This window comes from Buttiauxella sp. AC142, from assembly GCF_979253435.1.
Genome location: NZ_CEEDCH010000001.1, coordinates 4,629,506 through 4,652,869, shown reverse-complemented (window position 1 = coordinate 4,652,869; position 23,364 = coordinate 4,629,506). Strand labels below are relative to the sequence as shown.

General features: G+C 50.1%; 25 protein-coding genes. 11 read left to right on the top strand and 14 right to left on the bottom strand.

The annotated features are described in order from the left end of the window. Window position 1: 1 nt before the first annotated feature. On the bottom strand, window positions 2-421 hold the full coding sequence (locus tag AC0IWZ_RS21720) for a DUF805 domain-containing protein (protein ID WP_034500043.1): 420 nt from the start codon (window positions 419-421) through the stop codon (window positions 2-4). Between the two features lie 147 nt (window positions 422-568). Between AC0IWZ_RS21720 and AC0IWZ_RS21715 the strand changes: the two genes are divergently transcribed. Then, a complete protein-coding gene (locus AC0IWZ_RS21715; protein WP_410374193.1) occupies window positions 569-1,135 on the top strand; it encodes a DUF1454 family protein in 567 nt (188 codons plus the stop codon). 110 nt (window positions 1,136-1,245) lie between these two features. After that, entirely contained in the window at window positions 1,246-2,013 is a 768-nt protein-coding gene (gene tpiA, locus AC0IWZ_RS21710; protein ID WP_034500041.1) for a triose-phosphate isomerase, read from the top strand. 44 nt (window positions 2,014-2,057) lie between these two features. Here tpiA and AC0IWZ_RS21705 read toward each other — a convergent pair whose 3' ends face one another. From AC0IWZ_RS21705 to cpxP, 5 genes are all read right to left on the bottom strand, one after another. Further along, window positions 2,058-2,816 (bottom strand): CDP-diacylglycerol diphosphatase, encoded by a 759-nt coding sequence (locus tag AC0IWZ_RS21705; RefSeq protein ID WP_471678494.1) that lies wholly within the window; start codon window positions 2,814-2,816, stop codon window positions 2,058-2,060. Window positions 2,817-2,910: 94 nt separating this feature from the next. Further along, window positions 2,911-3,900 (bottom strand): sulfate/thiosulfate ABC transporter substrate-binding protein Sbp, encoded by a 990-nt coding sequence (gene sbp / locus AC0IWZ_RS21700; RefSeq protein ID WP_034500038.1) that lies wholly within the window; start codon window positions 3,898-3,900, stop codon window positions 2,911-2,913. A 152-nt stretch (window positions 3,901-4,052) separates the two neighbouring features. Continuing rightward, window positions 4,053-5,015 (bottom strand): 6-phosphofructokinase, encoded by a 963-nt coding sequence (pfkA, locus tag AC0IWZ_RS21695; protein ID WP_034500037.1) that lies wholly within the window; start codon window positions 5,013-5,015, stop codon window positions 4,053-4,055. 183 nt (window positions 5,016-5,198) lie between these two features. Continuing rightward, window positions 5,199-6,101 (bottom strand): CDF family cation-efflux transporter FieF, encoded by a 903-nt coding sequence (gene fieF / locus AC0IWZ_RS21690; protein ID WP_410374158.1) that lies wholly within the window; start codon window positions 6,099-6,101, stop codon window positions 5,199-5,201. Window positions 6,102-6,225: 124 nt separating this feature from the next. After that, window positions 6,226-6,738, bottom strand: a complete 513-nt coding sequence (cpxP, locus tag AC0IWZ_RS21685; protein ID WP_034500035.1) for a cell-envelope stress modulator CpxP — start codon at window positions 6,736-6,738, stop codon at window positions 6,226-6,228. A 150-nt stretch (window positions 6,739-6,888) separates the two neighbouring features. Here cpxP and cpxR point away from each other — a divergent pair, with 150 nt between their 5' ends. The 3 genes from cpxR (at window position 6,889) to trmL (ending at window position 9,517) form a co-directional block, all read left to right on the top strand. Next, complete coding sequence (gene cpxR / locus AC0IWZ_RS21680) at window positions 6,889-7,587, top strand: envelope stress response regulator transcription factor CpxR (protein ID WP_034461436.1); 699 nt, start codon at window positions 6,889-6,891, stop codon at window positions 7,585-7,587. Beyond that, on the top strand, window positions 7,584-8,954 hold the full coding sequence (gene cpxA / locus AC0IWZ_RS21675) for an envelope stress sensor histidine kinase CpxA (RefSeq protein WP_172895981.1): 1,371 nt from the start codon (window positions 7,584-7,586) through the stop codon (window positions 8,952-8,954). Before cpxR ends, cpxA begins: the two co-directional genes overlap by 4 nt. Window positions 8,955-9,043: 89 nt before the next feature. Then, the gene (gene trmL / locus AC0IWZ_RS21670) at window positions 9,044-9,517 is read left to right on the top strand and encodes a tRNA (uridine(34)/cytosine(34)/5-carboxymethylaminomethyluridine(34)-2'-O)-methyltransferase TrmL (RefSeq protein WP_471678495.1); all 474 of its coding nucleotides are present in this window, start codon (window positions 9,044-9,046) and stop codon (window positions 9,515-9,517) included. Here trmL and cysE read toward each other — a convergent pair. From cysE to AC0IWZ_RS21645, 5 genes are all read right to left on the bottom strand, one after another. Then, window positions 9,514-10,335 carry a serine O-acetyltransferase gene (gene cysE, locus AC0IWZ_RS21665; protein WP_034500031.1) on the bottom strand — a complete coding sequence of 274 codons (822 nt, stop codon included), beginning with the start codon at window positions 10,333-10,335 and terminating at the stop codon, window positions 9,514-9,516. The genes trmL and cysE overlap by 4 nt on opposite strands. 212 nt (window positions 10,336-10,547) lie before the next feature. Beyond that, window positions 10,548-11,567, bottom strand: coding sequence for an NAD(P)H-dependent glycerol-3-phosphate dehydrogenase (gpsA, locus tag AC0IWZ_RS21660; RefSeq protein ID WP_034500030.1), 1,020 nt, complete (start codon window positions 11,565-11,567; stop codon window positions 10,548-10,550). Next, window positions 11,567-12,040, bottom strand: coding sequence for a protein-export chaperone SecB (gene secB, locus AC0IWZ_RS21655; protein WP_034461441.1), 474 nt, complete (start codon window positions 12,038-12,040; stop codon window positions 11,567-11,569). The genes gpsA and secB overlap by 1 nt, the downstream gene beginning before the upstream one ends. Before the next feature lie 60 nt (window positions 12,041-12,100). Then, window positions 12,101-12,352 carry a glutaredoxin 3 gene (gene grxC, locus AC0IWZ_RS21650; protein ID WP_034500028.1) on the bottom strand — a complete coding sequence of 84 codons (252 nt, stop codon included), beginning with the start codon at window positions 12,350-12,352 and terminating at the stop codon, window positions 12,101-12,103. 25 nt (window positions 12,353-12,377) lie between these two features. Continuing rightward, window positions 12,378-12,809, bottom strand: a complete 432-nt coding sequence (locus tag AC0IWZ_RS21645; protein WP_034500027.1) for a rhodanese-like domain-containing protein — start codon at window positions 12,807-12,809, stop codon at window positions 12,378-12,380. Between the two features lie 245 nt (window positions 12,810-13,054). Between AC0IWZ_RS21645 and gpmM the strand changes: the two genes are divergently transcribed. The 3 genes from gpmM to AC0IWZ_RS21630 are packed head-to-tail and all read left to right on the top strand — an operon-like array spanning window position 13,055 to window position 16,855. Next, on the top strand, window positions 13,055-14,602 hold the full coding sequence (gpmM, locus tag AC0IWZ_RS21640) for a 2,3-bisphosphoglycerate-independent phosphoglycerate mutase (RefSeq protein WP_471678496.1): 1,548 nt from the start codon (window positions 13,055-13,057) through the stop codon (window positions 14,600-14,602). A gap of 9 nt (window positions 14,603-14,611) precedes the next feature. Further along, complete coding sequence (gene envC / locus AC0IWZ_RS21635) at window positions 14,612-15,895, top strand: murein hydrolase activator EnvC (protein ID WP_471678497.1); 1,284 nt, start codon at window positions 14,612-14,614, stop codon at window positions 15,893-15,895. Window positions 15,896-15,898: 3 nt separating this feature from the next. Further along, window positions 15,899-16,855: a divergent polysaccharide deacetylase family protein gene (locus AC0IWZ_RS21630; protein WP_034500023.1), complete on the top strand. Its 957-nt coding sequence runs from the start codon at window positions 15,899-15,901 to the stop codon at window positions 16,853-16,855. A 29-nt stretch (window positions 16,856-16,884) separates the two neighbouring features. Here the strand turns inward: AC0IWZ_RS21630 and AC0IWZ_RS21625 are convergent, their stop codons facing one another. The 3 genes from AC0IWZ_RS21625 to kbl form a co-directional block, all read right to left on the bottom strand. After that, window positions 16,885-17,832 carry a glycosyltransferase gene (locus AC0IWZ_RS21625; RefSeq protein WP_471678498.1) on the bottom strand — a complete coding sequence of 316 codons (948 nt, stop codon included), beginning with the start codon at window positions 17,830-17,832 and terminating at the stop codon, window positions 16,885-16,887. Between the two features lie 91 nt (window positions 17,833-17,923). Then, a complete protein-coding gene (gene tdh / locus AC0IWZ_RS21620; protein WP_034500019.1) occupies window positions 17,924-18,949 on the bottom strand; it encodes an L-threonine 3-dehydrogenase in 1,026 nt (341 codons plus the stop codon). 10 nt (window positions 18,950-18,959) lie between these two features. Next, entirely contained in the window at window positions 18,960-20,156 is a 1,197-nt protein-coding gene (gene kbl / locus AC0IWZ_RS21615) for a glycine C-acetyltransferase (RefSeq protein ID WP_471678499.1), read from the bottom strand. 217 nt (window positions 20,157-20,373) lie between these two features. Here kbl and rfaD point away from each other — a divergent pair, with 217 nt between their 5' ends. Genes rfaD through rfaC form a run of 3 tightly spaced genes read left to right on the top strand, consistent with a single transcriptional unit; the run spans window position 20,374 to window position 23,349 of the window. After that, on the top strand, window positions 20,374-21,306 hold the full coding sequence (gene rfaD, locus AC0IWZ_RS21610) for an ADP-glyceromanno-heptose 6-epimerase (protein ID WP_034500016.1): 933 nt from the start codon (window positions 20,374-20,376) through the stop codon (window positions 21,304-21,306). 16 nt (window positions 21,307-21,322) lie between these two features. Further along, complete coding sequence (gene rfaF, locus AC0IWZ_RS21605; protein WP_471678500.1) at window positions 21,323-22,372, top strand: ADP-heptose--LPS heptosyltransferase RfaF; 1,050 nt, start codon at window positions 21,323-21,325, stop codon at window positions 22,370-22,372. Next, on the top strand, window positions 22,372-23,349 hold the full coding sequence (gene rfaC / locus AC0IWZ_RS21600) for a lipopolysaccharide heptosyltransferase RfaC (RefSeq protein WP_471678501.1): 978 nt from the start codon (window positions 22,372-22,374) through the stop codon (window positions 23,347-23,349). The genes rfaF and rfaC overlap by 1 nt, the downstream gene beginning before the upstream one ends. Window positions 23,350-23,364 lie beyond the last annotated feature (15 nt).

The window sequence follows — 23,364 nt, the reverse complement described above, 5'->3', positions numbered from 1 at the left end:
TTTAGCGGTACTTCACTTCGCTGGTGTCTTTGCCAAAACGGTTTTCACCCTGGGTGCCAACAAACGCGCCCAGGTCCATAATCACCATCACCAGAATCAGCGTTGGAATAAAACGCCCAAGTCCCCATTGCGCTAAAGTTCCGAATGTTTCCCAGTTGCCCGCGAGCAGCAGCCACGCTGGAATAAACAGCAGCGCCCACCAGCCTTTCTTATTTCTGTCATGCAGACGTTTCACAATCACCGCCGCCGTTGGAATCAACGAACCCGATAAAAAGAAACCCGCAGTGGAATAAGGCATAATTTCTGCACCCGCCAGGGTGAAGAGAATGATCAGCGCGATTAACCAAACGCCAATCCAAATCCAGAAGTCACGACGTCCAATACGTCCGTTAAAAGAGAACAGCCATTGCTGTATGGTCATGGTAAGGTCCATTTTATTGTTTAGCGCCGTAGTGTACCCTGGCTATGCCGGGTTTTGACAAGCCAACGGAATGCCGATTTAATCGGGAAGCAGAATTCACAGGAGAATTTGTCAATGAGACATCTGTTTGCAGCTCTGGCTTTACTGATGCTACCCGCCGCGGTGGTCTGGGCCGATCCGCCTACAGATTCGGCTTCAACGCTACAAGCCGCTCCGTATTTGCTGGCAGGTGCGCCAACGTTTGACATGAACATCACGCAGTTTCGGGAAAAATTCAGCGCTGAAAATCCGAAGTTGCCGATCAACGAATTCCGCGCCATCGACTCTAATGCTGATGAAATCAACCTGATGCGCGCAGCCAGTAAGATTAACGAAAATCTCTATGCGTCCGCCGCACTTGAGCGCGGCACACTCAAGATAAAATCTATTCAGATAACCTGGTTACCGATTCAGGGACCGGAGCAAAAAGCCGCTCGCGCAAAAGCGAATGAGTATATGGCGGCGCTGGTTCGCACGTTTACGACATCGCTTTCAAAACCGCAAAGCGTGACGAAACTTAACAAATTGCTCGGCAATGGTAAGAACAAGCGTTATTACGCGCAAACAGATGGCGCGATTCGCTATGTGGTTGCGGATAACGGTGAAAAGGGGCTTACCTTCGCAGTTGAACCGATTAAGCTGACGCTATCTGAAACGCTTAACAACGGCGAATAAATGACAAAAAGCAAAGCCTTTAGGCAGTTGAGTCTCTATACTGTTTCACAGACCATGCTGCCCTGAATGGCAGCGATTCTTTTATTAGTTTGACCTTGTGGAGAATTAAGATGCGACATCCTTTGGTGATGGGTAACTGGAAACTGAACGGCAGCAAGCACATGGTACACGAGCTGGTTGCTGGCTTACGCAAAGAACTGGCTGGCGTTGCTGGCTGTGGCGTGGCTATCGCTCCTCCTACTATGTATCTGGATCTGGCTAAACATGCCGCTTCTGGCAGCCACATCATTCTTGGTGCTCAGAACGTTGACCTGAACCTGTCTGGCGCATTCACTGGCGAAGTTTCCGCAGAAATGCTGAAAGATGTTGGTGCTAAATACATCATCATCGGTCACTCAGAGCGTCGTACTTACCACGCAGAGTCTGACGAACTGATCGCTAAGAAATTCGCCATTCTGAAAGAAGTTGGCCTGATCCCTGTTCTTTGCATCGGCGAAACCGAAGCAGAAAACGAAGCGGGCAAAACTGAAGAAGTTTGTGCACGTCAGATTGACGCGGTTCTGAAAACTCAGGGTGCTGCGGCATTCGAAGGCGTGGTAATCGCTTACGAACCAGTATGGGCAATCGGTACTGGCAAATCAGCAACTCCTGCTCAGGCTCAGGCTGTTCACAAATTCATTCGTGACCACATTGCTAAAGCTGATGCGAAAGTGGCTGAGCAAGTGATCATCCAGTACGGCGGTTCCGTAAACGATAAAAACGCAGCAGAGCTGTTTGCTCAGCCGGATATCGACGGCGCGCTGGTTGGCGGTGCTTCCCTGAAAGCAGACGCATTTGCCGTTATCGTTAAAGCTGCGGCTGAAGCGAAAAAAGCGTAAGTTTTCTCGCGAATAAACGTTAAGGCTCTGCTCCGGCAGGGCCTTTATTTTTTGAGCAATCCGCAGTCATGATCTTGTAGTTGCTCAGCAGAAGCCAGATTCAAGCGTAGTAAATTCCGCTCCGTCGCCAAAACTGCCCAATCTCCGTCAGCCAGTTGTGCCATCGCAATACTGTAACGCCCCATATGCTCGCGTGCCTGCGGAACCTGATTCGCCAGCATGATGAACGGGCCAGATTGTGAAAACTCCTCCACACCCACTTTTCTTGCGATGTACTGGTTTCCCGCCAATGATTCCGGGAATGGCTGCCAGTGGCTGTTCAGGGTGTTTGTATAGCGATTCAACTGCTCGCGCACATCCTCCCGCAAACAGGAAATATGAATATGCAGCTGGTTTTGCGTGCGCCCGGACGTGGAGTTTATCGTGAGCGAAATAACTTCGTCAGGCACGTGAGATCCTCGGTGAACACTCATCACATTGCGCTGCTGCCAGGCCAGCCAAAAGAAATTCGGTGTTTTCGGCTGCAAAAGCTCAGAGCTTTCCATACCTTTAATTTTCGCGGCAGGCATGAGCAAATATTGAAGTGGGCCGTTGATGTCTTTGAGCAAAACATATCTCGAGCGCAAATCCACTTTGGCGCAAGGTTCAGGGCTTTGGTTTTTTTGCTGATGAGGAACACATTGCTGGCTGACGATTCGCCAAAGCGCATCGGGGTGATGCAAATATTGCCGCAGGCTAAACCATCCCACCGCGGTAACAAGCAATACGAGGATTAAAAGAATTACCGGGCGTCGTAACCGCAATTGAAACCTCAGGAGCAATAAGAGGGATGCTCAGCGTAACGCAACTTACGGAAACTCAAAAGCAAAACGGCTCCTTTCGGAGCCGCCTTTAAACTTAACGCTGACTAATCTGGTCGAAGGTTCCGCCATTTGAGAAGTGATCTTTCTGCGCTTTTGTCCAGCCGCCGAACTCTTCATCAATGGTATACAGTTTTAGTTTCGGGAACGCACTTTCATACTTCTTCGCAACGTCTGCATTGCGTGGGCGATAGTAGTTTTTCGCCGCAATTTCCTGGCCTTCTGGCGAGTAAAGGTATTTCAGATACGCCGTAGCAACTTCCTGAGTCCCTTTCTTATCGACCACTTTATCGACGACAGAAACGGTAGGCTCGGCAAGGATTGATTCGCTTGGGGTGACAATTTCAAACTTATCTTTGCCCAGCTCGTTAGTTGCCAGTAATGCTTCGTTTTCCCAGGCAATCAGCACATCACCGATATTGCGCTCAACGAAGGTATTGGTTGAACCGCGAGCACCGGAGTCCAGCACTTCAACGTTTTTATACAGCGCTTTCACGAAATCTTGCGCTTTGGCTTGATCGTTATTGTTGTGATGAAGGGCATAACCCCACGCTGCCAGATAGTTCCAGCGCGCGCCGCCTGAGCTTTTCGGGTTTGGAGTGATAACGGAAACGCCCGGTTTAATCAGATCGTTCCAGTCATGAATTTGTTTCGGATTGCCTTTGCGCACCAGGAAAACGATAGTCGACGTATAAGGCGCGGAGTTGTCTGGCAGGCGCTTGATCCAGTTTTTATCGATACGGCCACGTTCAGCGATAGCATCGACATCGTACGCCAGGGCCAGAGTCACTACGTCAGCTTCAATGCCGTTGATAACAGACGTTGCTTGTTTACCTGAGCCACCGTGAGACTGACGAATAACAACGTTATCGCCGGTTTGTTGTTTCCAGTGAGCACTGAACGCCTTGTTGTACTCGTCATAAAGTTCGCGAGTGGGATCGTATGAGACGTTAAGTAACTGAATATCTTTCGCCAGTACGCTGGTTGATGCCAACAGTAATGTAAGTCCAACTCCCCACTTGTTCATCGTTCGCTCTCTTTAATCAGATTTGATAAAAGCAGCGTGCCAGAAATTTAACCGTTCATTAAAGAATAAAAAAAGATTGGCTATAACTATTGAGCATATAACAGACAACAAAAAGCCGGGTTTCCCCGGCTTCAATTTTCACTGTTCGTGAATTAATACAGTTTCTTAGCGCAATCCAGCCAGTCACCTTTGAACGGACGCTTCATGCTTTCGATAGCGTCGATGATGTCATGGTGAACCAGCTTCTCATTCTGAATGCCTACGCAACGACCACCGTGGCCTTGCAGCAACAGTTCGATGGAGTAAGCGCCCATGCGGGAAGCCAGAATGCGATCGTAAGCAACCGGTGAACCACCGCGCTGAATGTGGCCCAGAACAGTAGCGCGAGTTTCACGCTTGGTTTCCGCTTCGATATATTGAGCCAGTTCGTCGATATCACAGATGTGCTCTGTAATCGCCACGATAGCGTGTTTTTTACCTTTCGCGATGCCCGCTTTGATTTCTTCAACCAGGTCTTCGCGATTGAACTCAACTTCTGGCAGGACAACAAACTCACAGCCACCGGCAATTGACGCAGCTAAGGTCAAATCGCCACAGTAACGGCCCATTACTTCCACGATAGAAATACGCTGGTGGGAGGAAGAGGTGTCACGCAGACGGTCGATTGCTTCAACGACTGTTTCCAGAGCGGTAAAGAAACCGATAGTGTAATCAGTGCCTTTGATGTCGTTATCAATGGTGCCTGGCAGACCGATACATGGGAAACCCATTTCAGTCAGGCGCATCGCACCCATATAGGAACCGTCACCACCGATAACAACCAGCGCATCGATACCGCGTTTTTTCAAATTCTCGATAGCCACTTCACGGATTTTCTCATCACGAAACTCCGGGAAACGAGCGGAACCCAGGAAGGTGCCGCCACGGTTGATCATATCGGACACGCTGTAGCGGTCCAGATTCACCATGCGGTCTTCATACAGTCCCAGATAGCCATCATAAACACCCACAACTTCCAGACCTTCCGACAATGCAGCACGGACAACACCACGAATCGCGGCGTTCATACCTGGCGCATCACCGCCACTCGTCAACACACCAATTTTTTTGATCATGACTACCTCTGAACTTTTGAATGCAAATTAATCCTGTTGCCGGAAACGGCCTGCGGCATGCCGAGGCGTCGACTCTGCTACAAATAGTATAACAACCGCTTCTTGCTGAATTGATTCAGGTCAGGCCATATGTCGGTATTTTATCCAAAAAATTCCAATAATGCCTGGTTTTACAACGAATATTTAGAGCTCAAAATGCCCTTGTTGCTGCGTCGGGACTACCGAGCAGGGGTCCTGGTGAATAATCACATCTGACCCAGGGAAACGACGCAAAATCGCTTGCTCCACTTGTTCGGCAATAACATGCGCCTGAACCAGTGGCAGATTGTCTTCCATTTCGATATGGACTTGAATAAAGCGGGTCGGCCCTGACTGCCGCGTGCGTAAATCATGCGCCCCTTTAACACCGGGCCATGCATTGATGATATCAACAATTGCCTGTCGTTCGTCATCGGGTAATGCGCGATCTAAAAGGGATTGCACGGCTTCATGCCCCATGCGAATCGCGTTATATAAAATATAGACGCCAATACCTAATGCAAATATCGAATCAGCGCGATGCCAGCCATACCAGGACAGCGCCAGCGCAACCAAAATGGCTCCGTTCATCATAACATCAGACTGATAATGAAGCATATCTGCCCGAACGGCCTGGCTTTGCGTCTTGCGCACGACCCAACGTTGGAACGTCACAAGTACAAGTGTACTGAGTAATGCGATAACCGTAACGATCACACCCACTAACGGTTGTTTCATTTGTGCCGGATCCGCTAAATGCTGAATCCCGGTCAAAAACAGGAACAGTGCGGAACCAGAAATAAACATACTTTGTGCGAGTGCCGCCAGCGATTCCGCTTTCCCATGCCCAAAAGTGTGTTCTTCATCCGCAGGTTGCAGAGAATAACGCACGACAAGAAGGTTAGTCAGCGACGCGGCGATATCCACCAGCGAATCGACCAATGCAGCCAGAATACTGACCGAACCGGTATACCACCAGGCGAAAATCTTGATCAAAAGTAACAGCGTTGCCATCACCGTTGCGGCAATTGCTGCACGGCTGACCAGCTTCCCATATTGTTGATTCATAGGGGCTCCAGCGAATGATTGCTGGCTAGTATAGCGGATTCATCCGAACCTTCAGGCAAAAAAAACCCGCCTGTTAAGGCGGGGAAGACAGGGATGGTGTCTATGGCAAGGAAAACAGGGTTTGTTACTGGTTACTACGCTTACTGCTACTACTCAATGCCTGCAACGAAGACATATGTTGCAGATCCGACAGTTCACGAAACTGATTCATGCGCTGTTGGTGTTTGTCATTCAAAACGGCCTGCTGTTCAGGACTCAACAAGCGGTACATTTGATTGCGTACCTTCGCCATTTCAACCTGGCGAGCCACTTGTTCTTGTGCCATTTTTTCAGCCTGAGCACGCACTGCCGTTTCGTCAAAATTCTCTGCGGTGACCAGATTATGCATGGTCTCCATTTCGCTTACATTCACGGGTGGGCTATCATGCCGTGCCCGTTGCATTAGATCGCGCATTTGTTGGCGCTGTTGTTCGGTCAGGTTTATCCCGTCGAACATATGGCTTTGAAGGCTATTTCGCTTCACCGTGCCTTCACCGCCCTGGTACCAGTTATCGCTAGCCGGTAACTCTCTGGCTTGGCTCGCCAGGGTAATCAGAGTCAATGTAGAGGCCATGACGGCAGCGGTAACATTGCGCATCACTTGCTCCTGAAATCATCTGTGCTGCGATTCAACGAGAGCCAGTCTACGATTCCCGCTGCAAACTAGCGTCAGGGGGTGTAAAACAACGTAAAGTCATAGATTAGCGCGCCTTGATGACGTAATTTCTGCCTCGGAGGTAATTTAACAATGAATAAAATTCTGCTAGTTGATGATGACCGAGAGCTTACTTCCCTGTTAAAGGAACTGCTCGACATGGAAGGTTTTAACGTAATTGTTGCCCACGATGGTGAACAAGCGTTGGAGCTTCTTGATGACACCATTGACCTTTTATTGCTCGACGTGATGATGCCAAAGAAAAATGGCATTGATACATTGAAAGAGTTGCGCCAGTCACACCAGACTCCTGTCATTATGCTTACAGCTCGAGGAAGCGAGCTGGATCGCGTTCTCGGCCTCGAACTGGGTGCAGATGACTACTTGCCTAAACCATTTAACGATCGTGAACTGGTGGCCCGTATACGCGCTATTTTGCGTCGTTCACACTGGAGTGAGCAGCAGCAAAACAGTGACAGTGGCTCGCCAACCGTTGAAGTTGACGGCTTAAGCCTCAATCCTGGTCGCCAGGAAGCAAGCTTTGATGGGCAAGCGCTGGATTTGACCGGTACCGAATTTACCCTGCTCTATTTGCTGGCGCAGCATTTGGGCCAGGTGGTTTCTCGCGAACATTTAAGCCAGGAAGTTCTGGGTAAACGCCTGACACCTTTCGACCGCGCAATCGACATGCATATTTCCAATTTGCGTCGTAAGTTACCGGATCGCAAAGACGGTCATCCGTGGTTTAAAACATTACGTGGCCGCGGCTACCTGATGGTGTCTGCTTCATGATAAGTAGCCTTACCGCGCGTATTTTTGCCATCTTCTGGTTAACGTTGGCGTTAGTGCTGATGCTAGTGCTGATGCTGCCTAAACTGGATTCACGTCAAATGACCGAACTGATGGAAAATGAGCAACGTCAAGGCATCATGATTGAACAGCATGTCGAAGCGGAACTTGAAAACGATCCACCCAACGACCTGATGTGGTGGCGTCGTTTGTTCCGGGCCATTGATAAATGGGCACCACCCGGGCAGCGTTTGTTACTCGTGACCAGCGAAGGGCGAGTGATTGGCGCCCAGCGCAATGAGATGCAGATAATCCGTAACTTTATCGGCCAGTCCGATAACTCGGATCATCCGCAAAAGAAAAAATATGGTCGTGTCGAATTGGTAGGGCCATTCTCCGTGCGAGATGGCGAAGATAACTACCAGCTCTACCTGATTCGCCCCGCAAGTAACTCCCAATCTGATTTTATTAACCTGCTGTTTGATAGACCTTTACTGTTACTCATAGTCACTATGCTGGTCAGTTCACCGCTGCTGTTATGGCTGGCGTGGAGCCTGGCAAAACCTGCGCGTAAGTTGAAGAATGCTGCCGATGAGGTGGCGCAGGGGAATTTGCGTCAACATCCTGAACTCGAATCCGGACCGCAAGAATTTCTCGCGGCCGGTGCCAGTTTTAACCAGATGATTACCGCGCTGGAAAGAATGATGACGAGCCAACAAAGGCTATTGTCTGACATTTCCCATGAACTGCGTACACCGTTAACCCGTCTGCAATTAGGTACAGCCCTGCTGCGCCGTAAAGCGGGTGAAAGCAAAGAGCTTGAGCGTATTGAAACCGAAGCTCAGCGCCTGGACGGCATGATCAACGACCTGCTGGTGATGTCGCGCAATCAGCAAAAAAATGCGCTGGCAAGCGAGACGATGAAAGCCAATCAAATCTGGTCCGAAGTGCTGGATAACGCAGCCTTTGAGGCCGAACAGATGGGCAAATCGCTGGAAGTCACTTACCCGCCTGGCCCGTGGTTGATGTACGGTAATCCCAACTCGCTGGAAAGCGCGCTGGAGAATATTGTTCGCAACGCCTTACGCTACTCGCATACGAAAATAGCTGTCAATTTCTCCGTTGATAATCAAGGGATTACTATCACGGTTGATGATGACGGCCCAGGCGTTAGCCCGGAAGATCGTGAGCAAATATTCCGGCCGTTCTATCGCACAGACGAAGCGCGCGATCGCGAATCTGGTGGAACAGGGCTGGGATTAGCGATTGTAGAAACGGCTGTTCAGCAGCATCGTGGTTGGGTGAAAGCTGACGACAGCCCGTTAGGCGGGTTGCGGCTGGTTCTTTGGCTGCCGCTCTATCATCGTTAATTAATCATCGTAAAGACCAGGCCCTTCGGGGCCTGTTTTCCTTCTGGCGATAAATTGATATTCTGCGCGCCTTGTCTTATGGGGGCCGTATGCTAAATATCGTGTTGTTTGAACCTGAAATCCCACCGAATACCGGGAATATCATCCGTCTTTGTGCCAATACCGGCTTCCGGTTGCACATTATCGAGCCGACAGGCTTTGGCTGGGATGATAAGCGTCTTCGTCGCGCAGGGCTGGATTATCACGAATTCGCCGTCGTTAACCGCCATAAAGACTACAGCGCTTTTCTGGAAGCAGAAAACCCACAGCGAATCTTTGCGTTGACCACAAAGGGAACACCTGCGCACAGTGCTGTAAGCTATCAGGATGGGGATTATTTGGTGTTTGGCCCGGAGACGCGTGGCCTGCCTGCAACTATTCTTGATGCTCTGCCAGCTGAACAAAAAATTCGTATTCCGATGATGCCGGACAGCCGCAGCATGAATCTGTCGAACGCAGTATCAGTGGTGGTTTACGAAGCGTGGCGCCAGTTGGGTTATCCCGGCGCCGTTCTGAGAAGCTAGATTCCGTCGCCGTATTCGAAGCCATTGTTGGCTCCGTTAAAGTGCTGATCCATATCAATGGCAGGCATATCGCTTTCAGGTTTACCCACAATCCGCGCAGGAACCCCAGCAGCCGTGGTATGAGGCGGCACTGGTTGTAACACCACTGAGCCTGCGCCAATTTTCGCGCCGCGCCCAATTTCAATGTTGCCGAGGATTTTTGCGCCGGCACCAATCATCACGCCTTCACGAATCTTAGGGTGGCGATCGCCACTGGTTTTGCCAGTACCACCCAGCGTTACCGACTGCAAAATCGACACGTCATTTTCAACGATAGCCGTTTCACCGATCACAATGCCGGTGGCGTGATCGAGCATAATCCCACAGCCAATTTTCGCCGCCGGGTGGATATCGACCTGGAACGAGACTGAAACCTGGTTTTGCAGGAATATCGCTAACGCGCGGCGGCCCTCTTTCCACAGCCAGTGGCCGATACGGTAGGATTGCAGCGCATGAAAACCTTTCAGGTATAACAGCGGAGTAGAATATTTATCTACCGCCGGGTCACGGGTGCGCACGGCCTGAATATCGCAGGCGGCGGAGGCAATCATTTGTGGTTCTGCCGCGTAAGCTTCTTCGACAACTTCACGAATCGCGATAGCGGGCATAATCGGGGAAGCAAGTTTATTGGCGAGCATATAGCTCAGCGCACTGCCTAAGTTTTCGTGCTTGAGGAGAGTTGCGTGATAAAAACTGGCCAACATCGGTTCACAATCGGCAAGCGCTCGCGCTTCGGCTTTAATGTTGTTCCACACCAGATCCAGTTCTTCAGACGACATTGCTCTCTCCAGACAGAAAAACAGCGCCCGGCACAAAGTACCGGAACGCTTCAGTTATTGCGGTTGTGTTGTTCCATCAATTGTAGCTATACCCAAAATAATTCGAGTTGCATCGCGGCGGCAAGAGAACGAATCCCGATGAGCTTACATAAGTAAGTGATTCGGGTGAGTTCACGCAGCCAACAAAGATGCGGCTTGAAGTATGATGGGTATTAACTACCGCTCCGCTCATCCTTGCGAGTACGACCAAGCAAAGTCAATGCTGCCTCGCGAGCGTTTTTTCCGCAATACAATACCTGATAAATTTCCTCGGTTATTGGCATTTCGACGCCTACACGCGCCGCCAGTTCCCGCACTTCTTTGGTATTGCGATAGCCTTCAACAACCTGGCCGATTTTCTGCTGTGCCGAATCCACGTCCGCACCCTGCCCCAGCGCCATGCCGAAGCGACGGTTACGTGATTGGTTATCGGTACAAGTCAGTACCAGGTCGCCTAGCCCTGCCATTCCCATAAAGGTTTCAGGATCTGCACCCAAGGCACTACCAAGACGCGTCATTTCCGCAAGGCCACGCGTGATCAATGCCGTTCGAGCGTTAGCACCAAAGCCAATGCCGTCAGACATCCCCGCGCCAATCGCAATCACGTTTTTCACCGCGCCGCCCAACTGCACGCCGATGAAATCCGGGTTACTGTAAACACGGAAGCTTTTGCCACAGTGCAGCAATTGCTGGAGATCCTGAGCAAAAGTTTCGTCCGTTGCTGCCAGTGCAATTGCTGTCGGCAAACCTGCCGCCAGCTCTTTGGCAAACGTCGGGCCGGAAATCACCGCTAATGGGATTTCGTCTCCTAACGCTTCACGCGCAACGTCTTGTAGCAAACGTCCGGTTTCAGCTTCCAGACCTTTAGTCGCCCACACGATACGCGCATCTTTGCGCATAAGTGGCTTAATTTGACGCAGCACTTCGCCGAAAACGTGGCTCGGCACGACAACCAGAATATTGCGGCTGGCAGCCAATGCTTTTGCTAAGTCGCTTTCAAGGTGAAGAGTGTCTGGAAAAGGAACGTCAGGAAGAAATGCAGCATTGCAGCGATCGGCCTGCAATACAGCAAGATGTTTAGGGTCATGGCCCCACAATACGACGTGGTGGCCATTCCGCGCCAGGGTGATGGCAAGAGCGGTGCCGTAAGAACCGGCACCGATCACAGTCATTGAAGCATTAAGGCTGTTCATCAGGCATCCTGATGGTTTTCAGCACCTTCGCCTTCGCCAGATTGCTGCTGCAGATAACTCATGAACAGCGCATCGAAGTTAACCGGTGCAAGGTTCAGCTGCGGGAAGGTGCCACGAGAAACCAGGCTAGTGATTGCTTCACGTGCATAAGGGAACAGAATGTTCGGGCAGTACGCACCCAGGCAATGTGCCATCTGCGGACCTTCGATCCCACCGATGGAGAAGATACCCGCCTGCTGAACTTCGCACAGGAATGCAGTGTCTTCGCCCAGTGTTGCGGTCACAGTCACACGCAACACAACTTCATAAACGTCATCTGCCAGTTGGCTGGAAGCTGTATCGAGATCCAGTTTAACTTCTGGCTGCCAGTCTTTCTGGAATACATGCGGTGCGTTCGGCGCTTCAAAAGAGATGTCTTTGGTGTAAACACGCTGAATCTGGAAAGCCATTTCTGTGTTGTTTTGTTCTGACATTTTTAAACCCTTAAAAAATTAATACGTCCTTAAACGGCAGTATGCGACAAAGGAACTGCACTAGCGCAGCAGGGGATCGAGTCCACCACGAGCATCGAGTGCGTACAAGTCATCGCAACCACCAATGTGCTGTGCGTCAATAAAAATCTGCGGCACTGTGGTGCGCCCACTGCGTTTAATCATCTCTTCACGCTTAACGGCATCGCCATCAATCGCTAATTCCTGAAACGCGACCCCTTTGCTTTTCAGCAGGTCTTTTGCACGATGGCAAAACGGACAGGTTGCTTTGGTGTAGATTTCAATATTCGCCATGGTCATCCCCAGTGTGCGTCTCGATTTATTTACCGCGAACCAACGGCAGGTTTTCCCCGCTCCAGCCAGCAATCCCTTCTTTCAGCAAAGTGACTTGCTCAAAACCAGCTTTGGTCAGCAGCGCTGCTGATTCTTGAGAAGAAACACCGTTGCCACAAACCACGATCACCGGCTGTGCTTTATGTTTTTCCAGCTCACCGAAGTTGCCACTTTTAATGTCAGCAGGCAACACGTTCAATGAGTTAGCGATATGGCCTTTGCGATAATCATCACGCGAACGTACGTCAACCACAACAGCATCTTCTTTGTTGATCAGGCGTGTCGCTTCGCCACGAGTGATAACTTTAACTTTAGAGGTTAAGCCTTTAAAGGTCATGAAAAGTACGGCGGCCAGTAAGCCAACCCACGCCAGACTAAGTATGGGATGGCGACTAATGAATTGCATAATTTCTTGCATGGGGGGGTGTAACTCCCGACTAAGTAATATGAAAAAACCAGGTGAGGAGTATACATTTGCGTTGTGGCAAATACAGCCAGTCTGCGCCAGGTAATGTGGATTCTGCGGCCTGTTACGAAAAAAATTACCTTAACGACGTAAAACCGATCACAATCCAGCCTCTTTCTTTGATCTTCTGCGGCTATTTACCCCGTGGCCTGTAGTAAAATTACGCAAATTTTGTCTTTGACTTAGAGGTTGTCGCAATGTCAGTTACTAAAAAACCTATGGTTCTGGTGATTCTGGATGGCTATGGCCACCGCGAAGAGCAGCAAGATAACGCTATTCTGAATGCTAAAACCCCGGTTATGGATAACCTGTGGGCGCAGCGTCCACACACGTTGATCAACGCATCCGGCCTGGAAGTCGGTCTGCCAGACGGCCAAATGGGTAACTCCGAAGTTGGCCACGTAAACCTCGGCGCAGGCCGTATTGTTTACCAGGACCTGACTCGCCTGGACGTTGAAATTAAAGAACGTACTTTCTTCGCAAACCCAACGCTGACTGCGGCAGTAGACAAAGCGGTTGCTGCTGGCAAAGCAGTACACATCATGGGTCTGGCATCAGCCGGTGGCGTTCACAGCCACGAAGAACACATTCTGGCAATGATTGAACTGGCCGCAGAGCGTGGCGCAGAAGCAATCTACCTGCACGCATTCCTGGATGGTCGTGACACACCGCCACGCAGCGCAGAATCTTCTCTGAAGAAATTTGCCGACAAATTCGCTGCTCTGGGCAAAGGCCGCGTTGCCTCCCTGATTGGCCGTTACTACGCTATGGACCGCGACAACCGCTGGGATCGCGTTGAACTGGCTTACGATCTGCTGACTCTGGCTCAAGGTGAATTCCAGGCAGAAACTGCTGTTGCAGGTCTGGAAGCAGCTTACGCTCGCGACGAGAACGATGAATTCGTTAAACCGACTGTGATTCGTGCAGAAGGCGAAGCGGATGCCGCAATGAACGACGGCGACGCGCTGATCTTCATGAACTTCCGCGCTGACCGTGCTCGTCAAATTACCCGTACTTTTGTTAACTCTGACTTCGACGGTTTTGCCCGTAAGAAAGTGATTAACTTCGGCGATTTCGTGATGCTGACCGAATATGCAGCAGACATCAAAGCCGCTTGTGCTTATCCACCAGCTTCACTGACCAATACCTTCGGTGAGTGGATGGCGAAGCATGACAAAACTCAGTTGCGTATCTCCGAAACTGAAAAATATGCTCACGTGACCTTCTTCTATAACGGTGGCGTTGAAGAGCCGTTCGCTGGCGAAGACCGCATTCTGATTAACTCCCCGAAAGTTGCTACTTACGATTTGCAGCCGGAAATGAGTTCTGTCGAACTGACCGAAAAACTGCTGGCAGCTATCAACAGCGGCAAATACGACACCATCATTTGTAACTATCCAAATGGTGATATGGTCGGCCATACCGGTGTTTACGAAGCGGCTATTGCGGCAATCGAAGCGCTGGACCAATGTATTGCGCAGGTTGTTGCTTCGGTTGAAAATGTCGGTGGGCAATTGCTTATCACCGCTGACCACGGCAACGCAGAGCAGATGGCTGACCCGGCAACAGGCCAGGCGCACACTGCGCACACCAGCCTGCCAGTTCCGTTGATTTATGTCGGTTCCCGTAACGTGAAAGCGGTTGAAGGCGGCAAGCTTTCTGATATCGCACCAACGATGCTGAACCTAATGGGGATGGAAATCCCGCAAGAGATGACTGGCAAGCCGCTGTTCATCGTGGAATAATCCCTCCCCATGAGGGGAAAGGCGATTTTTTCAATAACATGGGCCGTGAAAACGAAACTGTTTTCAGTCAGGCCTATGATGTACGCCAGCGTTTTAAGCGCTGGCGTATTGTTATGCCCCTCGATCAGCCATGCCGACGATCGCGCTGAGTTGAAATCTATTCAGCAGAATATTGCGACTCAAGAACGTGCGGTACGCCAGCAACAGCAACAACGCTCTACATTACTCGCTCAACTCCAGGCACAAGAAAAAGCTATCGCCGAAGCCAGCCGCAAGCTGCGCGATACGCAAAACACGCTTGCCGAGCTCAACCGCCAAATCGACACCATGAATGCTTCACTCGCGAAACTGCAAAAACAGCAGGCCTCACAGGAGCGCAATCTGGCGGCTCAACTTGATGCTGCTTTTCGCCAGGGCCAACATACCGGCATTCAGCTGATTTTAAGCGGCGAAGAAAGCCAGCGTGGGCAACGTTTGCAGGCATATTTTGGTTACCTGAACGCAGCGCGTCAGGAAACTATCGAAAAGCTTAAGCAAACTAAAGCTGAAGTTGATGAGCAAAAAGCCAGTCTGGAATCTAAGCAAACCGAGCAGCAGACCCTTCTCTACGAGCAACAAGCTCAGCAAACTAAGCTTGAAAGCGCGCGTAACGAGCGTAAGAAAACACTGTCGACTCTCGAGTCTTCTTTGCAGCAAGACCAGCAAAAGCTGAGTGAAATGCGCCAGAACCAGTCGCGTCTCCAGGGGCAAATTGCCCGTGCGGAAGCCGCTGCGAAAGCGAGAGCTGAAAAAGAAGCCCGTGAAGCTGAGCAAGTTAAAACTCGCCAAAAGGAAGCGACCAGCAAAGGTAGCACCTATAAACCAACAGAAAGCGAACGTTCACTGATTTCGCGTACGGGTGGCCTCGGCGCTCCACGCGGACAAGCCTTCTGGCCGGTACGTGGGTCAATTTTGCATCGCTATGGCGAACAGCTCCAGGGTGAGCTACGTTGGAAAGGGATAGTTATCGCTGCGGGTGAAGGCACTGAAGTTAAAGCCATTGCTGACGGACGTGTCATTCTCGCCGACTGGTTGCAGGGCTATGGCCTTGTCGTCGTGGTTGAACACGGCAAAGGCGATATGAGTTTGTATGGTTACAACCAAAGCGCGTTGGTTAATGTGGGTACACAAGTTCGCGCCGGCCAGGCGATTGCACTGGTGGGCAACAGTGGTGGTCAGGGCCGCCCGTCACTTTATTTTGAAATCCGTCGCCAGGGCCAGGCCGTCAATCCACAACCGTGGTTGGGAAGATAAGTTTTGCTTCAATTCCGTCGTGTGTCTTTCTTTTTCGTCAGCACACTTATGCTGACAGCTCCCGTTTACGCCGGAAAACTGGCAATAGTGATAGATGACTTCGGTTATCGCCCCGCGCAAGAAAACAAAGTTATCGCCCTGCCTGCCAACATTTCGGTCGCAGTTTTACCCAACGCTCCTCACGCCCGTGAAATGGCCACTAAGGCGCATAACGCCGGGCATGAAGTCCTGATTCATTTGCCGATGGCACCACTGAGTAAACAGCCGCTGGAAAAGGACACGCTGCGCCCGGATATGAGCAGCGGCGAAATCGAACGTATTATTCGCGAAGCAGTGAATGATGTTCCCTATGCCGTGGGCCTCAATAACCACATGGGTAGTGCGATGACATCCAGCCTGTTTGGCATGCAGAAGGTTATGCAGGCGCTGGGGCAATATAATCTTTATTTTCTCGATAGCATGACGATTGGCAATAGCCAGTCGATGCGTGCGGCGGCAGGCACTAACGTCAAAGTTATCAAACGCAAAGTGTTCCTCGACGACACACAAAACGAAGCGGATATTCGTTTCCAGTTTAATCGTGCCGTTGAACTGGCGCGCCGAAATGGCTCTGCGATTGCCATCGGCCACCCGCATCCAACGACCGTTCGCGTACTGCAACAAATGGTCTATAACCTACCTGCGGATATTACGCTGGTGCGCCCGAGCAGTTTGCTCAATGAGCCTCAGGTTGATACTTCAAGGCCTAATAATTCGCGCCCAACTGCACCGGGGAAACCTGTTGAGCAACCGCGTAACCCATTCAAAGGCGTGAACCTTTGCAAGCCTAAACAGCCGTTGCAACCGGTCTATGCCACCACTTTCTTCACGGTGTTAAGTGAAAGCATCAGCCAAAGCCAGTTGCTGAAATACATGCAGCACCAATGGCAAGGCTGGGATTCAACTGTCAAGAAAAGCTAATAAGATGCCAGGATATTCCTGGCATTTTTTTAACGCAATCTGAACCACAGGCGGATCAAAAACCAGGCTTCATGAATTCCGCTGACCCCTTTTGCTAAATCGGTGAAGCGGATATGCTCATGAAATGACTTTCGAACCGCAGCACGATCTTTAATCTTCTTGCGGTAAAGGCCTGAAAGGTGTCCGGTTTCTCTCAAAGCATGAATATAAAGCGGGCGACTAACGGCTGCATATTCAGGAGATTTTGCGTAATTAATTAACTTATTGATGATATCAATGTAACTATAAGCGCGAGGATCGTAATAGCGACCGTGATTGGTAATAGAAGATGTGTTCTTTGAATAGTAATAATCTGGTTCTGGTGAAATATAAAATCGCCCATTAGCCAGAGCCAGTTCCGTGGACCATAAAATATCTTTATGACTGGTACCCACGTGGAAGTTAATATTATTTTCTTTAATATATTTCGAACTTACAATTTGCAACCAAATATAATGCGGCCATTCTCGCACTTTGACAGCATGTTTAATCCATTCGAAACCGGAAATCATGCGGTTGTAAATTTGTTGCCGATGAACTTCCCATCCAGCCAACTTCTGCCCGGGGTTTCCGCGCCAGCCGTTGCATATCAGCACATCACAATTATGCTGTTCAGCTTTAGTGTAGCGATTAAAAATCATGTCGGGTGTGATGGCGTCATCGGCATCCAGCAGAATTAACCACTTCCCACGATGCGCTGCCAACCCGGTATTGCGCGCAATATAGACTCCGCTATTGGGTTGCTCAATAATGACCAACCTTTCATCCTGAATTGAATTAAGTATCTCGCGTGTCTTATCCGTTGAACCATCATTAATAACAATAAGTTCTAAATTTATACGCGTTTCCGCGAGAACACTCTCGACCAGATGACGTATGTTTTCTTCACCATTGTAGACAGGGATAATAACGCTGACTTCTATCGGCGGATGACTCATCTTCAACCTTTTAGCGAACACAAAGAATCAATACAATACTAAAAAACCAGGAAAAAAAAGGCCCAAATTCTGCTTTTGGGCCTTTTTACTGTTAATCCCAGCTAAGAATGACTTTGCCGGATTGACCAGAACGCATGGCATCGAAGCCTTGCTGGAAATCATCAATACCAAAACGGTGCGTGATAATCGGTGACAGATCCAAACCTGACTGAATTAATGCAGCCATTTTGTACCATGTCTCGAACATCTCACGCCCGTAAATTCCCTTAATGAACAGTCCCTTAAAGATGACTTTCGTCCAGTCGATAGACATGTCTGATGGCGGAATACCCAACATTGCAATGCGACCACCATGATTCATGGTGTCGAGCATGGTACGGAACGCTGGCGGAGCACCAGACATCTCCAGACCCACGTCGAAACCTTCGGTCATGCCTAATTCTTTCATGACATCGGTCAGGTTTTCTTTGCTGACGTTAACCGCGCGGGTGACACCCATTTCGCGAGCCAGCTCAAGACGGTACTCATTCACATCGGTGATAACGACATTACGCGCACCAACGTGTTTAGCGACAGCCGCCGCCATAATGCCAATTGGGCCTGCACCAGAAACCAGCACATCTTCGCCGACCAGGTCGAAAGACAGCGCGGTGTGAACAGCGTTGCCGAACGGGTCAAAGATAGAGGCTAAATCGTCGGAGATGTTGTCAGGAATTTTGAAAGCATTGAAAGCAGGTAGCACCAGGTATTCTGCGAAGCAGCCTGGACGGTTTACGCCAACGCCTGTCGTGTTACGGCATAAGTGAGTACGACCGGCACGGCAGTTACGGCAGTGGCCGCAAGTGATATGGCCTTCACCGGAAACACGATCGCCAATTTTAAAGCCTTTAACTTCCTGGCCAATACCAACAACTTCACCGACATATTCGTGGCCGACAACCATTGGAACCGGAATAGTCTTTTGTGACCATTCATCCCAGTTATAGATATGCACGTCGGTGCCACAAATGGCAGTTTTACGGATTTTGATCAGCAGATCGTTATGACCCATTTCTGGCTTGGGTGCATCCGTCATCCAGATGCCTTCTTCTGCTTTCAGTTTTGCTAATGCTTTCATGACCGCTCCCTTAGGCGATGACGCCCAACTGTTTGCCGATACGCGTAAATGCGCCAATCGCACGTTCAATTTGTTCAGTCGTGTGAGCCGCAGACATCTGAGTACGGATACGCGCCTGCCCTTTTGGAACCACCGGATAGAAGAATCCAGTGACGTAAATGCCTTCTTTTTGCAGCTCGCGAGCAAAGTTCTGCGCAACCACCGCTTCACCCAGCATTACAGGGATGATGGCATGATCGGCACCGGCCAGAGTAAAGCCAGCGGCAGTCATTTTCTCGCGGAACAAGCTGGCATTCGCCCACAGGCGATCGCGCATTTCAGCGCCAGTTTCCAGCATCTCCAGAACTTTAATGGATGCAGAAACAATAGCCGGAGCCAATGAGTTAGAGAAAAGGTACGGGCGCGAACGCTGGCGCAGCCATTCAATCACTTCTTTGCGACCTGCGGTATAACCGCCAGATGCACCACCAAGCGCTTTGCCCAATGTTCCGGTAATGATGTCTACACGATCCATCACGTTGCAATATTCATGCGTGCCACGACCGTTTTCACCCACAAAACCTACCGCGTGAGAATCATCGACCATGACCAGAGCATCATATTCGTCAGCCAAATCACAAACCCCATTCAGGTTCGCAATCACGCCATCCATAGAGAATACGCCGTCTGTTGCGATCATGATATGGCGAGCACCTGCCGCACGCGCTTCTTTCAGGCGGGCTTCGAGTTCTTGCATGTCATTGTTGGCGTAGCGATAACGCTTTGCCTTACACAAACGCACGCCATCAATGATAGATGCGTGGTTCAGCGCATCGGAGATAATCGCATCTTCCGGGCCAAGCAGTGTTTCAAACAGACCGCCGTTGGCATCAAAACACGAAGAATAAAGAATGGCATCTTCCATTCCGAGGAAGCCGGCCAGTTTGCCTTCCAGCTCTTTGTGGCTGTCTTGTGTTCCACAAATGAAACGCACAGAGGCCATCCCAAAGCCATGCGTATCCATGCCTTGTTTAGCAGCATTGATAAGCTCTGGGTGGTTAGCGAGGCCGAGATAGTTATTGGCGCAGAAGTTGATGACGTGACTACCGTCAGCAACGGTAATATCTGCTTGTTGAGCAGAAGTAATAATACGTTCTTCTTTAAACAACCCTTCCGCTCGTGCGGTTTCAAGTTGGGTTGTTAACTGTTGGTAAAAATCTCCGCGCATTGCGATTCTCCAGGCATGGCTAATTTCGGCACATATTACCCAAACCTATACCAGGACACGAGATGACGCTTCAATGAAATTGATTTTTGCAGCATAAATCACGAGTATCAGAAACTTCCTCTGATTAGGCGGGTCAATGAATGTAATGGTATGATAAGAGCCATTAGCGCGTGAGGTATCGTGCCTTACGGCCCTCTTTTTGTTTAAGGTTTCGCTCATGATTATTGTCACCGGCGGTGCTGGCCTTATCGGCAGCAACATCATTAAGTCCCTGAATGATATTGGCCATACAGATATTCTGGTGGTAGACAACCTGAAGGATGGCACCAAGTTCGCCAACCTCGTAGATTTAAATATCGCCGACTATATGGATAAAGAAGACTTCTTAATCCAGATTATGGCGGGTGAAGAGTTCGGCGATATCGAAGCCATCTTCCATGAAGGCGCATGCTCTTCCACCACCGAGTGGGATGGCAAGTACATGATGGATAACAACTATCAGTACTCCAAAGAAATCCTGCATTATTGCCTGGAACGTGAAATCCCGTTCCTGTATGCCTCTTCTGCTGCAACCTACGGCGGTCGCAATAGCGATTTCATCGAGTCGCGTGAATATGAGCAGCCGCTAAACGTTTACGGTTACTCGAAATTCTTGTTCGATGAATACGTGCGTCAAATCCTGCCAGAAGCAAATTCCCAGATTACCGGCTTCCGCTACTTCAATGTCTACGGACCACGTGAAGGCCATAAAGGCAGCATGGCGAGCGTTGCATTCCATCTGAACACCCAGCTCACCAACGGTGAAAATCCAAAACTGTTTGAAGGCAGCGACAGCTTTAAACGTGACTTCATCTATGTTGGCGATGTCGCCGCCGTTAACCTGTGGTTCTGGCAGAATGGCGTATCCGGTATTTATAACTGTGGTACCGGCCGAGCGGAATCTTTCCAGGCTATTGCCGATGCAGCGCTGGCGTTCCATAAAAAAGGCAGCATTGAGTACATTCCATTCCCGGAAAAACTCAAAGGCCGCTACCAAGAGTTTACTCAGGCTGATTTGACCAATCTGCGTGCCGCAGGGTACGACAAGCCATTTAAAACTGTTGCCGAAGGCGTAACAGAATATATGGCCTGGCTGAACCGTGACGCATAAGCAGGTAGCCTGACGCATGAAAATACTGGTGATTGGCCCGTCATGGGTAGGCGACATGATGATGTCGCAAAGTCTTTATCGCACGCTCAAGGCGCGCTATCCCCAGGCAATAATTGATGTGATGGCACCGGCCTGGTGCCGTCCATTATTATCACGTATGCCCGAAGTTAACGAAGCGCTGGCGATGCCACTCGGCCATGGTGCTCTTGAGATTGGTGAACGACGCCGTCTCGGACACGCGCTGCGCGAGAAGCGTTACGATCAGGCCTATGTGCTGCCAAATTCGTTCAAGTCCGCACTCGTCCCCTTCTTTGCCAATATTCCACAACGCACCGGCTGGCGCGGCGAAATGCGCTACGGATTGCTCAACGATGCGCGCGTTCTGGATAAACAAGCCTGGCCTTTGATGGTCGAGCGCTACATTGCTCTGGCTTATGAAAAAGGACGGATGCAGTCGGCAAAAGATCTTCCTCAGCCGTTACTGTGGCCCCAGTTGCAAGTTAACGATGGGGAAAAAGTTCAGGCGTGCGAAGCTTTTAGCCTCGATGCGCAACGACCAATTATTGGTTTCTGTCCTGGCGCTGAGTTCGGCCCAGCCAAGCGCTGGCCGCATTATCACTACGCGACTCTGGCCGGCAAACTCATTGATGACGGCTATCAAGTTGTCTTATTCGGTTCTGCTAAAGACAAAGACGCCGGGAATGACATCGTCGCCGCATTGACGTCGCAGCAGCAAGCGTATTGCCGCAATCTGGCGGGAGACACTGAACTTGAGCAAGCGGTTATTTTAATTGCGGCTTGTCAGGCCGTGGTTTCAAACGATTCTGGCTTGATGCACGTTGCGGCGGCACTTAACCGCCCACTTGTCGCGTTATATGGCCCGAGTAGCCCGGACTTTACACCGCCACTGTCCCATAAGGCACGGGTAATTCGTCTGATCACAGGCTACCACAAGGTGCGTAAAGGCGATGCCGCGGAAGGTTATCATCAAAGTTTGATTGATATAACGCCGGAGCGCGTGATTGAAGAGCTAACGGCTCTGTTACGAGCTGAGAAGGAAGCGTAATGCGGGTATTGATCGTAAAAACATCATCAATGGGTGATGTCCTGCACACGCTGCCAGCCTTGACGGATGCAATGCAGGCTATTCCTGGTATCCGCTTTGATTGGGTCGTTGAAGAAGGTTTCGCACAAATTCCCACCTGGCATCCCGCAGTAGATAAAGTTCTTCCCGTGGCGATCCGCCGTTGGCGTAAGAATTGGTTTTCAGCCCCGATAAAAGCCGAACGCAAAGCGTTTGTTCAGGCCTTACGCGCCGAGCAATACGATGCGATTATTGATGCGCAAGGTCTTATCAAAAGTGCAGCATTAGTAACACGAAAAGCGCGAGGAATTAAGCACGGTATGGGCTGGAGCAGCGCTCGTGAGCCACTGGCCAGTCTATTTTACAATCGTCGCCACTCAATCGCTAAACAACAACATGCTGTTGAGCGCACTCGAGAATTGTTCGCGAAAAGTTTGAACTACAAAAAGCCTTCATCACAGGGCGACTATGCTATTTCGGGTCATTTTCTAAATACTCCAAATACTGACAATGCCCGTTACGCAGTGTTTTTACATGCGACAACTCGTGATGATAAACACTGGCCAGAATCACACTGGCGAGAATTGATAGGAATGATGAAGGATTCAGGAATACAGATCAAACTTCCGTGGGGCGCTGCGCATGAGCAAGAACGAGCAAACAGACTGGCTGAAGGCTTTAGTTTTGTAGAAGTGCTGCCAAGAATGAGCCTGGAAGAAATTGCGCGGGTACTAGCAGGTGCGGAATTTGTGGTGTCAGTGGATACTGGTTTAAGCCATTTGACAGCCGCTCTGGATAGGCCAAATGTGACATTGTATGGCCCAACAGACCCAGGATTGATTGGCGGTTACGGACAGAATCAAGTGGTGTGCAGCTCGAAGACAGAGGATTTAAACGATCTCAATGCTAATGATGTCATCCATTCATTTTCTGTACTTAAGAAACACACTCTCGATTGAGTAACAGTATTCATA

Bases quoted from the DNA above. Each gene is read 5' to 3' on its own strand.
- fieF (WP_410374158.1), bottom strand. From the start codon at position 6,101: ATGAATCAACAATATGGGAAGCTGGTCAGCCGTGCAGCAATTGCCGCA.
- tdh (WP_034500019.1), bottom strand. From the start codon at position 18,949: ATGAAAGCATTAGCAAAACTGAAAGCAGAAGAAGGCATCTGGATGACG.
- rfaC (WP_471678501.1), top strand. From the start codon at position 22,372: ATGCGGGTATTGATCGTAAAAACATCATCAATGGGTGATGTCCTGCAC.
- AC0IWZ_RS21715 (WP_410374193.1), top strand. From the start codon at position 569: ATGCTACCCGCCGCGGTGGTCTGGGCCGATCCGCCTACAGATTCGGCT.
- tpiA (WP_034500041.1), top strand. From the start codon at position 1,246: ATGCGACATCCTTTGGTGATGGGTAACTGGAAACTGAACGGCAGCAAG.
- gpmM (WP_471678496.1), top strand. From the start codon at position 13,055: ATGTCAGTTACTAAAAAACCTATGGTTCTGGTGATTCTGGATGGCTAT.
- rfaF (WP_471678500.1), top strand. From the start codon at position 21,323: ATGAAAATACTGGTGATTGGCCCGTCATGGGTAGGCGACATGATGATG.
- rfaD (WP_034500016.1), top strand. From the start codon at position 20,374: ATGATTATTGTCACCGGCGGTGCTGGCCTTATCGGCAGCAACATCATT.
- cysE (WP_034500031.1), bottom strand. From the start codon at position 10,335: ATGTCGTCTGAAGAACTGGATCTGGTGTGGAACAACATTAAAGCCGAA.
- kbl (WP_471678499.1), bottom strand. From the start codon at position 20,156: ATGCGCGGAGATTTTTACCAACAGTTAACAACCCAACTTGAAACCGCA.
- AC0IWZ_RS21625 (WP_471678498.1), bottom strand. From the start codon at position 17,832: ATGAGTCATCCGCCGATAGAAGTCAGCGTTATTATCCCTGTCTACAAT.
- secB (WP_034461441.1), bottom strand. From the start codon at position 12,040: ATGTCAGAACAAAACAACACAGAAATGGCTTTCCAGATTCAGCGTGTT.
- gpsA (WP_034500030.1), bottom strand. From the start codon at position 11,567: ATGAACAGCCTTAATGCTTCAATGACTGTGATCGGTGCCGGTTCTTAC.
- pfkA (WP_034500037.1), bottom strand. From the start codon at position 5,015: ATGATCAAAAAAATTGGTGTGTTGACGAGTGGCGGTGATGCGCCAGGT.
- AC0IWZ_RS21645 (WP_034500027.1), bottom strand. From the start codon at position 12,809: ATGCAAGAAATTATGCAATTCATTAGTCGCCATCCCATACTTAGTCTG.
- grxC (WP_034500028.1), bottom strand. From the start codon at position 12,352: ATGGCGAATATTGAAATCTACACCAAAGCAACCTGTCCGTTTTGCCAT.
- sbp (WP_034500038.1), bottom strand. From the start codon at position 3,900: ATGAACAAGTGGGGAGTTGGACTTACATTACTGTTGGCATCAACCAGC.
- AC0IWZ_RS21720 (WP_034500043.1), bottom strand. From the start codon at position 421: ATGACCATACAGCAATGGCTGTTCTCTTTTAACGGACGTATTGGACGT.
- cpxR (WP_034461436.1), top strand. From the start codon at position 6,889: ATGAATAAAATTCTGCTAGTTGATGATGACCGAGAGCTTACTTCCCTG.
- envC (WP_471678497.1), top strand. From the start codon at position 14,612: ATGAGGGGAAAGGCGATTTTTTCAATAACATGGGCCGTGAAAACGAAA.
- cpxP (WP_034500035.1), bottom strand. From the start codon at position 6,738: ATGCGCAATGTTACCGCTGCCGTCATGGCCTCTACATTGACTCTGATT.
- trmL (WP_471678495.1), top strand. From the start codon at position 9,044: ATGCTAAATATCGTGTTGTTTGAACCTGAAATCCCACCGAATACCGGG.
- cpxA (WP_172895981.1), top strand. From the start codon at position 7,584: ATGATAAGTAGCCTTACCGCGCGTATTTTTGCCATCTTCTGGTTAACG.